Source organism: Thermopolyspora sp. NPDC052614, from assembly GCF_040678635.1.
Classification (GTDB): domain Bacteria; phylum Actinomycetota; class Actinomycetes; order Streptosporangiales; family Streptosporangiaceae; genus Thermopolyspora.
Genome location: NZ_JBFATZ010000023.1, coordinates 59,510 through 73,281 on the forward strand (window position 1 = coordinate 59,510; position 13,772 = coordinate 73,281).

Below are 13,772 nucleotides of genomic sequence, written 5' to 3' on the forward strand. Positions count from 1 at the left end.
CGTGCCTCTTTGTGATCCGTCCTTCCTTGGCCGATGGTGGTCATCGGGTCGGCTGATCGGGCGGGCTTGGCGCCGTTCGGCGGCTTGTCCGTGGGTACTCCGGTGGCCTGCACCGCTCGGGGAACGTTGTGACAGGGTCGTGCCTCTTTGGGATCCGTCCTTGCCTGGCCGGTGGTGGTCATCGGGTCGGCTGTTTGCTCAGGTCTGGTGCAGGTCGGCGGCTCGTCCTTGGGCCTTCTGGTGGCCTAAACCACCGCGGAAACCCTATGGCCAGGTCGTGCCCCTGTTCGTCCTGCACATGGCCCGCAGGCGCAGGGATTCGCCTGTCGGTGCGGTCTCCTTCGTCAACAGATCACCCCCGGCTCACCTGACGGCGGACAGGCGGTCGGTGGAGGGGCCTTGGCGGCCGAGCCGGAGGCCGCGCTCCCCGGAGGGTGCTTCAGCGGGGCCTTCACCGGCCGCGCCGGGGGCGGAGGGCGGCTCCGTACGCGGTGCGGCGGGGCGGGAGCCGAGGAGGGACTCGGCCAGCGCGCGGAACGTCGGGCACGGCCAGCGCCACATGCAGCTCCGGCAGCGCAGGATCGGGCGGGCGGCGTCGCTGGTGATGCCGCCCGCGTCACGCGGCTGGTGCAGGTCGAGCAGGCGCAGCAGGAGCGAGCCGAGGCACAGCAGCTCCTCGCGGGCGGTCGCGAGGAGGTCCAGGTCCTCCACGGCGAGCTTGGCGCGGACGGGGACGTGACCGTCCCGGTTGACCAGGGCGCGCAGCGGGGCCAGGCGACCGGCCCACGACGAGGCGCGCTCCGCGCGGTGCAGCATGGACGTCAGGCGCTCGCGCAGCAGGACGCGATGCGGATCCTCGGGTGGTTCGGTTCTCATGAGCCCCTTCGACCCCCGTACCTCGGCATCTCGGAGAGTCAATACTCGCGGACTCTCCGTTTCCATGTGAGGGAATCGGGGAACCTGAGGCCGACGACTCTTCTGTTAGGTCAGGAATCGACAGAGAGCGTGACCGAGAGCCGGTACGGCGCTAGTGTGCCCGCTGTGGAGCTGAACGTCTCGACTCGATCAACAACTGGTTACGCCGTGATGGCCATCGCCGGTGAAATCGATCTTTATACCGCGCCGCGCCTGCAGGCCGAGTTCGCTCGCCTGCTGGAGAACGGCCCGGCGAGGATCGTCATCGACATGTCCGGCGTGGAGTTCTGCGACTCCACCGGCATGAACGTCCTGCTGTCCGCGCTCAAGCGCATGCGTGAGCGTGGCGGGCAGTTGGAGGTGGCCGCCCCGCGCCCTGCGGTGCGCAAGATCCTTCAGGTGACCGGCCTGGACTCGGTGTTCACCGTGCACGACGCCGTACCCGCCGAGCTGCTCACCGACCAGTCCGGCTAGGCGCGGCCGGCCCCGCGCCCGGCATGCTCGCCCCGTGCCGGGCCGGGTAGACGCACGCCCTCCGACGGTCACACCCGACCGACCGCCGGCGACGCGCGCACCCGCGTCGCCGATCCCTGGTTGGCCATGCCCGGCCATCTCCATCGCGTTGGCGGTCGGACCGATCGCGTCCGGCCATCGCGGTGGCGTCCAGTCGGCCGAGCCCCGCCGATCACGTCGCCGCCGACGCCCTCCCGCCGGTCTTCCGCACCGGTTGCGTCTCTTGGGCATCCGCAGGGCGATCACGTCAGCGTCGCAGCCGCACTCACAACCCCTCACAACGCCCCCGACAACGCCCCCGACAACGTGGGTGGTCCCTGCCGGTCGTATCCGGTTATGCGAGCTGATGGTCCGAGCCGTCTGCGTCGGCGCGTGAGCGACATCCGCGAGCATCGTCGGGACCGACCCGCTCGGCCGGGCGGTATCCACGGCGCCACCGAGCCGAGCCCGGTGATCAGCAGGCTTATTTACGCCGAGGAGCACTAGCCTTAAGGGCCATGAGCGACACTGCGGTGATCATTCCCGCGAAGGATGAGGCCGATCGCATCGCGGCGACCGTGACCGCGGCCCTCGAACTGCCCGGGGTGGACCTCGTCGTGGTGGTCGACGACGGGTCGACCGACCAGACCGGGCGCGTGGCCAAGGCGGCCGGGGCTCGGGTCGTACGGCACAGCCGCAACCGGGGCAAGGCCACCGCGATGGAGAGCGGCGCCGAGGCCGTGGCGCTGCTCGACGACGGCGCACCCCGTCACCTGCTCTTCCTCGACGCCGACCTGGGCGCGACCGCGGGCCGGGCGGCCCCGCTGATCGAACCCGTTCGCGCGGGCACCGCGGACATGACCATCGCCGTCTTCACCAACCGCGTCAAACGCGGCGGCCACGGCTTCGTCGTACGACTCGCCCACGACGGCATCAAACGGGCCGTCGGCTGGGATGCCACCCAGCCGCTCAACGGCCAGCGCTGCCTCACCCGCGCCGCCTTCGAGGCGGCCAGGCCGCTCGCCCACGGGTTCGGGGTCGAGACCGGCCTCACCATCGACCTGATCCGCAAGGGGTTCCGGGTCGTCGAGATCGAGGTGGACATGGCGCACCGGGCCACCGGCACCGACTGGCGCGCGCAACTGCACCGGGCGAAGCAGTTCCGCGACGTCGCGCGGGCGCTGGCCGTACGGGAGCCGGTGATCGCCGCCAACCTCGCCAAGCTGCGCGGCGGCCGGCGCTGACGACCCGCGGCGTCCGCGCGCTGCCCGCCCTCGCCGTCGGCGGCCTGTCGGCGGGCGTCGCGCTCACGATCCTGATCGGCCTGCTGGGACCGTCGGCGATGGTTCCGGGACTGGCCGGGCCGCCCTGGCACCCGCCGTACTCGCTGGGCCTCGCCCCCGGCCCGCACACGGTCATCGCCCTCGCCGCGGCGGCCCTCGTCGCGGGCACGGTGGGGCTCGCGGCGGGGCTGGCGGCGCTGCGGCGCGGCTGGGCGCCCGACGCGCGGCGACTGGTGCTCGCCGGATGCCTGGCCGCCGCCGCGCTGGCGGTTCTGCCTCCGTCGGGCTCGGCGGACCATCTGAACTACGCGGCCTACGGCCGGATCGCGACGCTCGGCCTCGACCCGTACGTCACCACCCCCGACGCCCTGCCCGGCGACCCGATCGCCGACGCGGTGGAGGAGTGGCGGGACACGCCGAGCGTCTACGGACCGGTCGTGACGGCGGTGCAGGCCCTGGCGAGCCTGGTCGGGGGCGAGTCGGTACGGCTCACCGTCTTCGCCATGCAGGCGGTGAACGCGGCGGCCTTCATCGCCGTGGCGCTGCTGCTGCACCGGTTCACCGCGCCGGCCGATCGGCCGCGTGCGGCCCTGCTGTGGGCGGCGAACCCGTTGATGATCTATCACTTGGCCGCAGGGACGCATGTGGACACGCTCGCCGTCGCCGGTGTGGTCGCGGCCCTGGTCACCGGGGGTTCGCCGGGCTGGACGACCGCCACGGGCCGTCGGCTCGCGGGGGCGGGAGCCTTCCTCGGCCTCGCCGTCGCCGTCAAGGTGAACGCCGGTCTGGCCGCTCTCGGCGCGGCCTGGGCGCTGCGTCCGTGGGGTGCGGAGCGGCGGGGTGCGGAGGGTCCGGTTGCGGGGGCGCAGGAGGCCGAGCTGAGCGGGTCCGGCGGACGTCGGGCGTGGGCGGGGCGTCGCTCGGCCGACGACGGGGGGTGGTTCCGGCCTGCCGGAGGCCGTTATGGCCGGTACGGCTGGATTGGCTGGTATGGCCGGTATGGCCTGGGCCGGCTTGTGGTCGTGGCGGGCAGCGCGCTCGCCGTCGCCGGAGTCGCCTACGCGCTCGCCGGGCCGTACTCGCTGAACCGGGTGCTGGAGGCGAGCAAGATGGTCTCGCTCGGGACGCCGTGGTCGCTGGTGAAGGGGTGGCTGCAGGCGCTGTTCGGGCCGGGGGCCTACCGGTCGTGGATTCAGGCCGGGTCGCTGGCGCTGCTCGTGGTGCTGGCCTGGGCGCTGTCGCGGGCGTTGCGGGAGCCGTACCGGCTCGGGGAGCGGAGCGCGGCGGCCCCCGGGGCGGCTGTGGTGGTCGTGGCGGCGTGGCTGGTGGCGACGCCGTATGCGCTGCCCTGGTACGACGGGTTGCTGTTCGCGTTGCTCGCGCTGGTGCCCGCGACGGCGCTGGACGGGTTCGCGGTGGCGCGGCTGGGGCTGCTGTCGCTGGGGTATCTGCCGGCGCGTCAGGCGGGTCGGCCCGAGGATCTGGAGTGGCTGGTCACCGGGGTCAGGGCGAGTTTTGTGCCGTGGGTTCTGCTGGGGCTGACGGTCGTTCTGCTGGGGTGGGCGTGGCGAGCTGGAGGGCGCGTACGGACGCCGCGAGCGTCAGCGGCACCGCGACCGTGAGCGCCATGGCCGGGATCGCCACGCCGGAGTCGTTGATCAGGAAGCCCACGAGCGCGCAGGTGAGCGCGCCGAACAGGCCTGGGCGCAGCGCGGGGGCGCGCTCGTAGGCGCGGCTGAGCGCCGAGGCGCCCCACTCGGACGGGCGGGCCAGCACCAGGTACAGGAACGCGAGCGCGGCCAGGGAGAGGGCGGTGAGCGGCAGGTTGCCGAGCGTTCCGATCATGGCGCCGAGCTTGCGGCCGATGACCGCGAAGGCCTCGCCGTCGATCACCTGCTGGACGAACGCGCCGAGGTGGGTACGCCGATCGGCCGGGCGCAGCCAGTCGGCCACGGCGATCGCGGCGATCAGCGTGCCTCCGGCGGCGGCGATCAGCGCGAGCCGTACGGGGGAGACGCGGCGGCCGGTGACCAGCAGCATGAAGATCGCGAAGCCGAGCACGAACGCGGGCACACCCCCGAAGTCGGCTCCCCAGCCGGGCCAGCCGTCGGCGCCGATCGCGAACGCCCCGTACGCCAGGCAGACCACCGCGGCGAGCACCCGGCGGCCACGTTCGACGAGGAAGCAGGCCACGCCCGCGAGGGCGAGGATCGTTCCGGTCGAGTACACGGCGAAGGCGATGTTGCTGAAGCCGTAGAAACGCCCGCCGGTGACCGGTTCGTACCCGGTCACCGCGTTCACCTGCAGCCGCGAGCCCGTCATGACGTCGGCGAGCAACGCCACCGACGTCACCCCGGCCACGACCGTGAGCGGCCCGAGCACGTGCCGCCGCCACGGCCCGGCGAACGCGACCGCGGCGATCACCCCCGCGAACCCGAGGATCGTGACGATCAGCCACAGCATCGGGTTCGGCAGACTCCACCACGGCACGAGCTGCGCGAGAAACGTGGACACCGCCACCCCGCCGCTCACCACCGCCACCAGTTGCGTGGCCGTCAGCGCCCGTCCCCGGCCCGGCCGCCTGCGTACGGCGATCGCGGCGATCCCATAGAAGACCAACTGCACCGCCACAAACACGCCGAAGAACGGCGCCCGAACCTCCCGCAGCACCTGGCTCGCCAGGTCGGCGTCGGCGAGTTCGGCGACGGTCGCGGCGGTGGACGCGGGGGCGTCACCGCCCGGCGTCCAGGCCCGTCCGACCATGCCCGCCGGGGTGGGAACGCCCAGCGTCCCCAGAGCGGTGACGGTCAGGTCGGTGATCGTGACCAGGGCGTTCTGACGCGTCGAGGCGGCGGTGAGATATCCGCGCGGGTACGGCACGCCGCTCGCCGTGGCGCCACCGTCTGTGCCCGTTTCCGCGGTTTCGCTTAGGTCCGCGCCGGACGCGCCTGCGCTCGCGACTCTCGTGTCGGTGCTGGTTGTTTCGTCCGGGTTCGTGCGTGGTGCGGTTCCGCTCGAGTCTGTGCTGGTTGTGGTGTGCGCGCCGGCTGCCGCTCTGGTGTCGGTGCTGGTTGTGTTGCGCGGGTTCGTGCGTGTCGGGGTTACGCCGGAGTTTGTGCTGGTTGTGGTCTGCGTGCCGGTGGTTGCGGCTCTGGTGTCGGTGCTGGTCGTTTCGCCTGGGTTCGTGTCTGTCGCGGTGCCGCCCGAGTCTGTGCTGGTTGTGGTGTGCGCGCCTGTGGTTGCCGCTCTGGTGTCGGTACTGGTTGTGTTGCGCGGGTTCGTGCGCGTCGGGTTTCTCGTGCTTGTTTCCGCAGTTTCGCCCGATCCTGTAGCGGTTGTGTCGTTCGTGCCGATGCTTGCCGCTCTCGCGCCCGCGCCGCTCGTGCCCGTGCCGCTCGCGCCCGTGAGAGGCGACGGGCCGATGGCGATCGCGACGTGCAGGTGGGGGCTGTCGGTCAGGTCGGAGATTCCGGCCAGCAGCACGGTCGTGCCCTGTGGGATCAGTCGGAGAGCTTCGCCGAGTCGTGCGTCGGCGGTCTGTGATGCTCGCCGCCGCGCCTCCGGCGATGGTTCGGGGGCGCCGTTCGGTGCCACGCGGACGAGATCGTCGATTTCGATGAGGATGAGGTGGTACGGCGAGAGGTCGCCCAGCTCGGCGAGTGAATCAGCGTATGCCGGGATATTTCCTGACCTGTCCGCAGCTCCGAGGGCGGCTCCCGCGCCGACCGCCGCCACGCGCCCACCTGCGTCGCGTACGGCCTGCCCGAGCAGGCCCACCCGCGCCCGATAGGAACTCGCGGCGTTGAACGCGTCGAACTCCGCCCATCCGGGCACCCGGGCCGATCCGTCAGGGTTTCGCACCGGCACCGGCGGTGCCGTGCACGCCGGGTCCTTCGAGCCGGACCGTTGCCCCGCCGACACGGTCAGCCACCCGCCCACCTGGCAGGTGATCGCTCGCTCCGGCGGTGGCACCGTCCGCGTGGAAAGGGACGCCACGCCGCCCCGGCCGACCATGCCCCACAGGTTCGGCGTCCGGTCCTGGTCGAGATCCGACCATTCCAGCCCGGGTATCCCGATGATGACCACCCGTCCGGTCGGACTTTGCGTCGAGGCGGCCGATCCCGTGACGCCCCGCCCGGCCGAAGCGCTCGCCGAGCCGTACCCGCCGTACCCAAGGAGCACGAGGATCGCCGTCAAGGCGACCGTGACCACGAGCCGCCACGCGCCCGCGCCGAGGGCTCGGCAGGACGCGCGCCGCCGATGAACGGCGCCTGCCATGGCTGGCGGCGGCGTGTGGCGGCGGCGGGGAGCCAGGGTGGGCATTGCGCCGGTCGCGTTCGGGTGTGATGCCCCCATCTGGTGTCCCGTTTCGCCTTTTCTGCTCGTGGTGCCGTTGGTGTGCGGGCCCACCAGTCTGCCGTATGTCGCGGTAGCCTGCCGGGTCGTGACGACTGGCGAGATCTCCGCGATCAAGCGGCCCTCTTGGACCTGGCTGCTGTCGCTTCTGATCATTGTCGTGGCGGCGGCGCCGCTGGTGGCGTACTGGCTGAGCAATCCCGACGATCAGCGGCTGGTCGATCTGGAGGTTTACCGCACCGGCGGGCAGAGCGTCCTTGACGGACTGCCCGTCTACGACGTCGTCACTCCCGCGCCGCAGTTGCTGCCCTTCACCTACCCGCCGATCTCGGTGTTGCTCGCCATCCCCCTGGCCTGGATGTCCTGGCCGGTCGCGCAGTGGGTGTGGACCGTGGGGATCTTCGTCGCGCTCGCCGTGACCGTCCGATACGCCTTCCGCGAGGCCCTGGAGAGGCCGGGCGGACGATTCTCCGGGCCTTGGGCGCCGGTGGCGTTCGGGCTGCTCGTGGCCGCCTGCACGTACCTGATGCCGATCAGGGATCAGGTACGGTTCGGGCAGATAGACATCCTGCTGGTGATGCTCTGCCTGGCCGATTGCGTGGCCCGCCGCCCGTGGTGGCCGCGCGGCGCGCTGATCGGGCTCGCCACGGCGGTCAAGCTCACCCCCGGCGTTTTCCTGATTTATCTCCTTATCACCGGCTTCGGCCCCCGCGGCGATCGTGAGCAGCGCAGCGCGTTCTTCATGGCCGTGTTCACCGCCGCCCTGCTCACCCTCGCCCCCTTCGCCGTCATCCCGCAGGACGCCGCCGACTTCTGGTTCTCCGCGCTGCTCGACTCCGAGCGCCTCGGCGCCAACGCCGCCACCACCAACCAGTCGATGCGCGGCATGCTGCTCCGCCTCTACCTGCCCGACGCGCTCGCCAGCGTCATCTGGCTCGCCCTGGTCGCGGTCGTCGGCTGGTACGGCTTCCGCGCCGCGCGCCGGGCGTTCCTCGACGGCGACACCATGACGGCCGTCGCGCTCACCGGACTGATGGCCGTGCTGCTGTCCCCCGTCGCCTGGATCCACCACCTGGCCTGGGTGGTCGTGATCCTCGGCGCGGTCGTGGCGGCCGGGCGCGACCGGGTACGCCTGTGGACGGCCGCCGGGATCTGGCTCTACTACGTGCTCACCATCCCCTGGTGGGGCGTGTCGCTGCGGGCCGCGGAGATCCCCGTGCTCAGTCCCGTGGCGGGGCGCGTCGTGCAGGACGCCTTCGGCCTCGGGGCGCTGGCGCTGGTGTGGCTGCTCGGCCACCGGCTGCGACGGGAACCCGTGCCACGCGGCGACCTGGAGGGCGACGGCGTCGGCGATGCGGTACCCGGCGGGGAGGGTGTCGCGGTCGGCGCTCCCGCATCGGATGCGGAAAGCGGAGTCGGCGCGTCAGGTGATTCCAGCGAGGGCGGCGAGGGCAAGGTACGCGGCGTGCAGGGCGATTCGGCCGAATAGCCCTGCTTCGGTGTGAAGGGGAACACGACCCGCAACACGTAAGACTGCACGGTACGCGCTCGCCAGGGCGGATACCCTAGTGCACATGTCGAACGTGCCGTCCCAGGAGGGCTCCCAGTCCTCACAAGCGCCCGATGAGCAGACTGCTCACACGCCCACACTCGCATATCTGGGCCCCGAGGGCACCTTTGCCGAGGCCGCGCTCCGGATCATGGCACCCGACGCGCGGGGACTTCCCTGCGTGAACATTCCGGCGGCGATGGAGGCGGCCCGCAGCGGCGAGGCCGACGGCGCCGTCGTCCCGCTGGAGAACTCGCTGGAGGGCGCGATCACCGTCACCCTCGACGAGTTCGCCTGGGGCGAGCACCTGCTCATCACCGGCGAGCTGTTGATGCCGGTGCAGTTCTCCCTGCTGGCCCGCGAGGGCACCGAGCTGCCGCACATCAAGCGCGTCATCTCCCACCCGGCCGCCATCACCCAGTGCCGCAACTTCCTCGCCCGCGAGCTGCCCGACGCCGTGGTGATCGCCGCCGCCTCGACGGCCGGCGCGGCTCGGGAGGTGGGCGAGCCCGGCTCGCCGTACGACGCGGCGATCGCCGATCCGATCGCGGCCGAGCACTACGGACTGATCGAGGTGGCGTCGAACATCGGCGACCGCTCCGACACGGTCACCCGGTTCGTCCGGGTCGGCAAGCCCGGTCCGCTGCCGGAGCCGACCGGGGCCGACCGTACCTCGATGGTCGCCTTCCTGAAGGATGACCACCCGGGCGCGCTGCTGGAGATGCTGAGCGAGTTCATGGTGCGCGGCATCAACCTGACCCGAATCGAGTCGCGGCCGACCGGCGACGGCATCGGGCGGTACTTCTTCCACTTCGACTGCGAGGGGCACATCGCCGACGCCCGGGTGGGCGACGCGCTCGCCGGCCTGCACCGCATCTGCGGCGAACTGCGCTTCCTCGGCAGCTACCCCCGGGCCGACGCGGTCGCGCCGCAGATAAAGCCCGGCACCACGAACGAGGACTTCGCCGAGGCGGCGCGCTGGCTCGAAGGGATGAGGTCCGGAAGGATCTGACACCGGGGCGGACGCTCCCCGTGCGCCGACACCCTGAGCGCGAGCGCGAGTGCGGGCGTGGGGCGTGGGCGCGGGTGCCGACGCTCTGTGGTCGGGTCGGCGCTTACCGAAAAGCCGGGTTGTCTATGGGCGTGTCGGTGCTAATTGCGGCGCGGGGCGCCGCCGTACACCGGTAGCCTTTTGAAGTGTGATTGACCTGCGTACCCTTCGTGAGGACCCGGACCGGCTACGGGCATCGCAGCGTGCCCGCGGCGAGGACGACTCGGTCGTCGACGTGCTGCTTGACCTCGACGAGCGTCGTCGCAGTGCGTTGAGCTCGTTCGAGTCGCTGCGCGCCGAGCAGAAGAGCGTCGGCAGGTCGGTGTCGTCGGCCAAGGGGGAGGAGCGCGAGGCGCTGCTCGCGCGGGCCAAGGAGCTCGCCGCCCAGGTGAAGGCCGCCGAGGCCGAGGCGTCGGAGCTGGCGGCGCGCTTCGACGAGACCTTCATGACGGTGCCGAACATCGTCGAGGAGGGCGCGCCGGCCGGCGGCGAGGAGGACTACGTCGTCCTGGAGGAGGTCGGGGAGAGGCCGGAGTTCGACTTCGAGCCCCGCGACCACATCGAGCTGGGCGAGCTGCTCGGCGCGATCGACATCGAGCGCGGCGCGAAGGTGTCCGGCGCGCGGTTCTACTTCCTGACCGGCGTCGGGGCGCGGCTGCAGCTCGGCCTGCTCAACCTGGCCATACAGCAGGCGATCGAGAACGGCTTCACGCCGATGATCACGCCGTCGCTGGTGAAGCCCGAGGCGATGGCCGGCACCGGCTTCCTCGGCGCGCACGCCTCGGAGGTCTACCGCGTCGAGGCCGACGACCTGTATCTGGTGGGGACGTCGGAGGTGCCGCTCGCCGCGTACCACTCCGACGAGATCCTCGACGCCCGCTCGCTGCCCGCGCGGTACGCCGGGTGGTCGTCGTGCTACCGGCGCGAGGCCGGGTCGTACGGCAAGGACACCCGGGGGATCCTGCGCGTCCACCAGTTCGACAAGGTCGAGATGTTCTCGTACTGCCTGCCGGAGCAGGCGCATGAGGAGCACCTGCGGCTGCTCAACTGGGAGAAGGAGATGCTCGCCAAGGTCGAGCTGCCGTACCGCGTCATCGACGTGGCGGCCGGGGACCTCGGCTCGTCGGCGGCGCGCAAGTACGACACCGAGGCGTGGATTCCGACCCAGGGGCGTTACCGGGAGGTAACCTCGACGTCGAACTGCACGGAGTTTCAGGCTCGGCGCTTGAAGGTTCGTTACCGGGATGAAAACGGTAAGCCGCAATTTGTCGCAACGCTGAACGGCACGCTTGCCACCACTCGTTGGATCATCGCGATACTTGAAAATCACCAGCAGGCGGACGGGTCGGTGGTGGTGCCGAAGGCGCTGCGTCCGTACGTCGGTCTGGATGTCCTCAAGCCAATCCGATGACCGGGCAAAATAGACAAAAAAGCCGTCAAGGCGTTCCGGTGGGAACCGCGTACGAACGAGGAAGCCGGGGGCGGGAAAGCGGCAGGAGCGGCCGGGCGCGGACCTTCCCCTCAAGCGGGCGAAATCAGGTAGGGCGCGACAAGCCGTGAGCTTCGCCTCGCTATAAGTGAAGAACGAACGAAGGCGGAGTTCTTGCGCGAACTCCGCCTTCCTGCTGTCCGGACGGGGTGCGGGGAACATCCGCGTGCCCGCGCCCTGGCCGACCATCTACGCGCATGACGAGCTGGACTCCCGACGGCAGGCCCGTGCCGTACGCGCCGGGCACAGGGGCGGGAACAGCCGGGGAAACAGCGAAGGCGGGGCCCGCATGAGCGAACCCCGCCGTCAGAATGTCAGTGGTCAGATGCCGCGAACCTGCGACGCCTGCGGGCCCTTCTGGCCCTGGGTCACCTCGAACTCGACCCGCTGGCCGTCCTCAAGGCTGCGGTAGCCGTTGCCGACGATCTCAGAGAAGTGGACGAAGACGTCCGGAGCTCCGCCGTCCGGAGCGATGAAGCCGTAGCCCTTCTCCGAGTTGAACCACTTGACGGTACCCTGAGCCATTAAAGCTCTCCCTAACAGCAAATAACCCTGGGATTCACACCTCGTGAACCCCACATGTTGTCGCACAGCTACCCGGGTGGCTCAGACAGTCAAGCTGGTTTGACACATCGGGAACAGCTAATACAACTCCATCACATCTAACACCATCGGGCGGACCTTGTGTTCCCGTACCCAACAGATTTCGTCGTAGTGGAGCGTTCCGTTGAGGGACGCGCGCTTTCCGTGCATGTCCGCTACCTGTCGGTGCCCGCCGACCGCCCACTTCCGTAGCCCCGCTCACGTTCGCACGTCCGCCCCCGCCACGCTCGTACTCCTCTCGTACACCTTCTGCCCCAAATTCGCGGGTTATCTCCTTCGGTGCCGCGACTTCCTCCCCATCGGCGGGACGGCGGACGCGGGCCTCCATGCGACCGCCCGATGGCGCTCGGTATGTGGACCTTCCCGGCGAACAGTGCAGACTGGAGCGTGTTATGGGAGTTCCTCGCCTCGTCGCCACCGACCTGGACGGCACCGCGATCCGATCGGATGGCACGGTGTCGTCCCGAACCACGAAGGCGTTCGCACGAGTGGAGAACGCCGGTGCGATCCTCGTCTTCGTCACCGGCCGGCCGCCCCGCTGGATGAACGGCGTCGCCGCCGCCGTCAACCACCGCGGCCTGGCCATCTGCGCCAACGGCGCGCTCGTCTACGACCTGCACACCCAGCGCATCGTCGAATCCCACCTGATCGAGACGGCGGTCCTTGAGGAGGTCGTGCACCGGCTCCGCGACGAGATCCCCGGGCTGGCCTTCTCCGCAGAGTACGAGGGCGGCTTCGCCCACGAGTCGTCGTTCCGGGTCGGCAACTGGGACGCGGAGTGGGCCAGGGACATGGACGGCGCGAAGCGGCTGGGGCTGCGCGTGGGCACCTCCACGCTCATCTCCCGCCCGGCCGCCAAACTCCTCGCCCTGCACGAGACCATGGACCCCGACCATCTGCACACGCGCGTGCACCGGCTCGTCGGCGACCTGGTCACCGCCACCCACTCCAGCGGACGCGCCCTCATCGAGATGAGCGCCTACGGGGTGACCAAGGCGTCCGCCCTCGCCACCCTCGCCGCGGAGCACCGGATCAAGCCGGACGAGGTCGTCGCGTTCGGCGACATGCCCAACGACCTGCCCATGCTGATCTGGGCAGGCACCTCGTACGCGGTCGCCAACGCACACCCCGACGTACTCGCCGTCGTGGACCACGTCACGGCAGCCAACGACGAGGACGGCGTCGCCCAGGTGCTGGAGCGGTACTACGGCTGAGGAGGCGCGGCTTTCCTACCTCTCCCACTACGGCCGTTTGTTGGCGGGCCGAAGGGGCGTGGGGGCGTGGCGCGGTGGCGGGATGCCGGGATGGCCCGGATGGTCGGGATGGCGCTGTCGGGGGGGTGCGCCCGATGGTCGCGGGCCGCGCGGTCGCGGGGGTGTGCGGGCGTGCGCCCACCGGCGAGTGGGCAGGGCGATGCCCGCTTGGCGGCGGGGCAGGCCGTACCGGCACTCGCCTGGGGTGGGCTGGGCCGTACCTGGAGGACCTGGAGGACCTAGAGGTACGGGCCGGATGCGCGCGGGTGCTGCTGGCCCTCCTCGCCCGCGCGGCCTCCGGGAACGGAGAGGCCTTGCGGGAGGGCACGGCGCATCTGCTCAAGCTGGGCACGGGCGGCCATCTGCTGCGCGAACAGCGTCGTCTGGATGCCGTGGAACAAGCCCTCCAGCCAGCCGACCAACTGGGCGTGGGCGACCCGCAGCTCCGCGTCGCTGGGCGGCTCGCCGTTGTCGTCGGTGAAGGGCAGCGACAGCCGTTCCAGCTCGTCGACCAGCTCGGGCGCCAGGCCGTCCTCGAGCTCCTTGATGGAGCTCTGGTGGATCTCCTTCAGCCGCTTGCGGCTCGCCTCGTCGAGAGGCGCCGCGCGAACCTCCTCCAGGAGCTGCCGGATCATGGACCCGATCCGCATCACCTTCGCGGGCTGCTCGACCAGGTCGGTGACCGACCGTTCCTCGCGCTCTTGATTCTTGTCCCCCTCGACCGTCAGGCCATCGGGACCGACGACCACGATCTGAGGGGTGCTCTCCTCAGGGCTCATGG

The 13,772-nt window shown here is 70.9% G+C and carries 12 protein-coding genes; 7 read left to right on the plus strand and 5 right to left on the minus strand.

The annotated features are described in order from the left end of the window. Together AB0K60_RS32635 and AB0K60_RS32640 are read right to left on the minus strand one after the other, a co-directional pair. Nucleotides 1-182 (minus strand): hypothetical protein (locus AB0K60_RS32635; protein WP_364063996.1); only part of this gene is annotated, 182 nt, incomplete at its 3' end. Nucleotides 183-363: 181 nt separating this feature from the next. Then, nucleotides 364-876, minus strand: a complete 513-nt coding sequence (locus AB0K60_RS32640) for a hypothetical protein (protein WP_364063998.1) — start codon at nucleotides 874-876, stop codon at nucleotides 364-366. A gap of 165 nt (nucleotides 877-1,041) precedes the next feature. Between AB0K60_RS32640 and AB0K60_RS32645 the strand changes: the two genes are divergently transcribed. The 3 genes from AB0K60_RS32645 to mptB all read left to right on the plus strand — a co-directional run bounded on the left by AB0K60_RS32645 (nucleotide 1,042) and on the right by mptB (nucleotide 4,312). Next, on the plus strand, nucleotides 1,042-1,389 hold the full coding sequence (locus AB0K60_RS32645) for an STAS domain-containing protein (RefSeq protein ID WP_364064133.1): 348 nt from the start codon (nucleotides 1,042-1,044) through the stop codon (nucleotides 1,387-1,389). 536 nt (nucleotides 1,390-1,925) lie between these two features. Beyond that, nucleotides 1,926-2,651 (plus strand): glycosyltransferase, encoded by a 726-nt coding sequence (locus AB0K60_RS32650; RefSeq protein ID WP_364064000.1) that lies wholly within the window; start codon nucleotides 1,926-1,928, stop codon nucleotides 2,649-2,651. Between the two features lie 98 nt (nucleotides 2,652-2,749). After that, the gene (gene mptB, locus AB0K60_RS32655; protein WP_364064003.1) at nucleotides 2,750-4,312 is read left to right on the plus strand and encodes a polyprenol phosphomannose-dependent alpha 1,6 mannosyltransferase MptB; all 1,563 of its coding nucleotides are present in this window, start codon (nucleotides 2,750-2,752) and stop codon (nucleotides 4,310-4,312) included. Here the strand turns inward: mptB and AB0K60_RS32660 are convergent. Continuing rightward, complete coding sequence (locus AB0K60_RS32660) at nucleotides 4,194-5,570, minus strand: hypothetical protein (RefSeq protein WP_364064005.1); 1,377 nt, start codon at nucleotides 5,568-5,570, stop codon at nucleotides 4,194-4,196. The genes mptB and AB0K60_RS32660 overlap by 119 nt on opposite strands. A gap of 1,564 nt (nucleotides 5,571-7,134) precedes the next feature. Here AB0K60_RS32660 and AB0K60_RS32665 point away from each other — a divergent pair. The 3 genes from AB0K60_RS32665 (at nucleotide 7,135) to serS (ending at nucleotide 11,057) form a co-directional block, all read left to right on the plus strand. Beyond that, entirely contained in the window at nucleotides 7,135-8,535 is a 1,401-nt protein-coding gene (locus AB0K60_RS32665) for a glycosyltransferase 87 family protein (protein ID WP_364064008.1), read from the plus strand. Nucleotides 8,536-8,620: 85 nt separating this feature from the next. Further along, entirely contained in the window at nucleotides 8,621-9,607 is a 987-nt protein-coding gene (gene pheA, locus AB0K60_RS32670; RefSeq protein ID WP_364064010.1) for a prephenate dehydratase, read from the plus strand. A gap of 187 nt (nucleotides 9,608-9,794) precedes the next feature. Further along, nucleotides 9,795-11,057: a serine--tRNA ligase gene (gene serS / locus AB0K60_RS32675; protein ID WP_364064013.1), complete on the plus strand. Its 1,263-nt coding sequence runs from the start codon at nucleotides 9,795-9,797 to the stop codon at nucleotides 11,055-11,057. 399 nt (nucleotides 11,058-11,456) lie between these two features. Here the strand turns inward: serS and AB0K60_RS32680 are convergent, their stop codons facing one another. Continuing rightward, nucleotides 11,457-11,660, minus strand: coding sequence for a cold-shock protein (locus AB0K60_RS32680; RefSeq protein WP_364064015.1), 204 nt, complete (start codon nucleotides 11,658-11,660; stop codon nucleotides 11,457-11,459). Between the two features lie 470 nt (nucleotides 11,661-12,130). Between AB0K60_RS32680 and AB0K60_RS32685 the strand changes: the two genes are divergently transcribed. Next, nucleotides 12,131-12,952, plus strand: a complete 822-nt coding sequence (locus tag AB0K60_RS32685; RefSeq protein ID WP_364064018.1) for a Cof-type HAD-IIB family hydrolase — start codon at nucleotides 12,131-12,133, stop codon at nucleotides 12,950-12,952. 278 nt (nucleotides 12,953-13,230) lie between these two features. On the opposite strand, the gene AB0K60_RS32690 is transcribed toward AB0K60_RS32685, so the two are convergent. Next, nucleotides 13,231-13,770, minus strand: a complete 540-nt coding sequence (locus AB0K60_RS32690; RefSeq protein ID WP_364064021.1) for a bacterial proteasome activator family protein — start codon at nucleotides 13,768-13,770, stop codon at nucleotides 13,231-13,233. Between the last annotated feature and the right edge of the window lie 2 nt (nucleotides 13,771-13,772).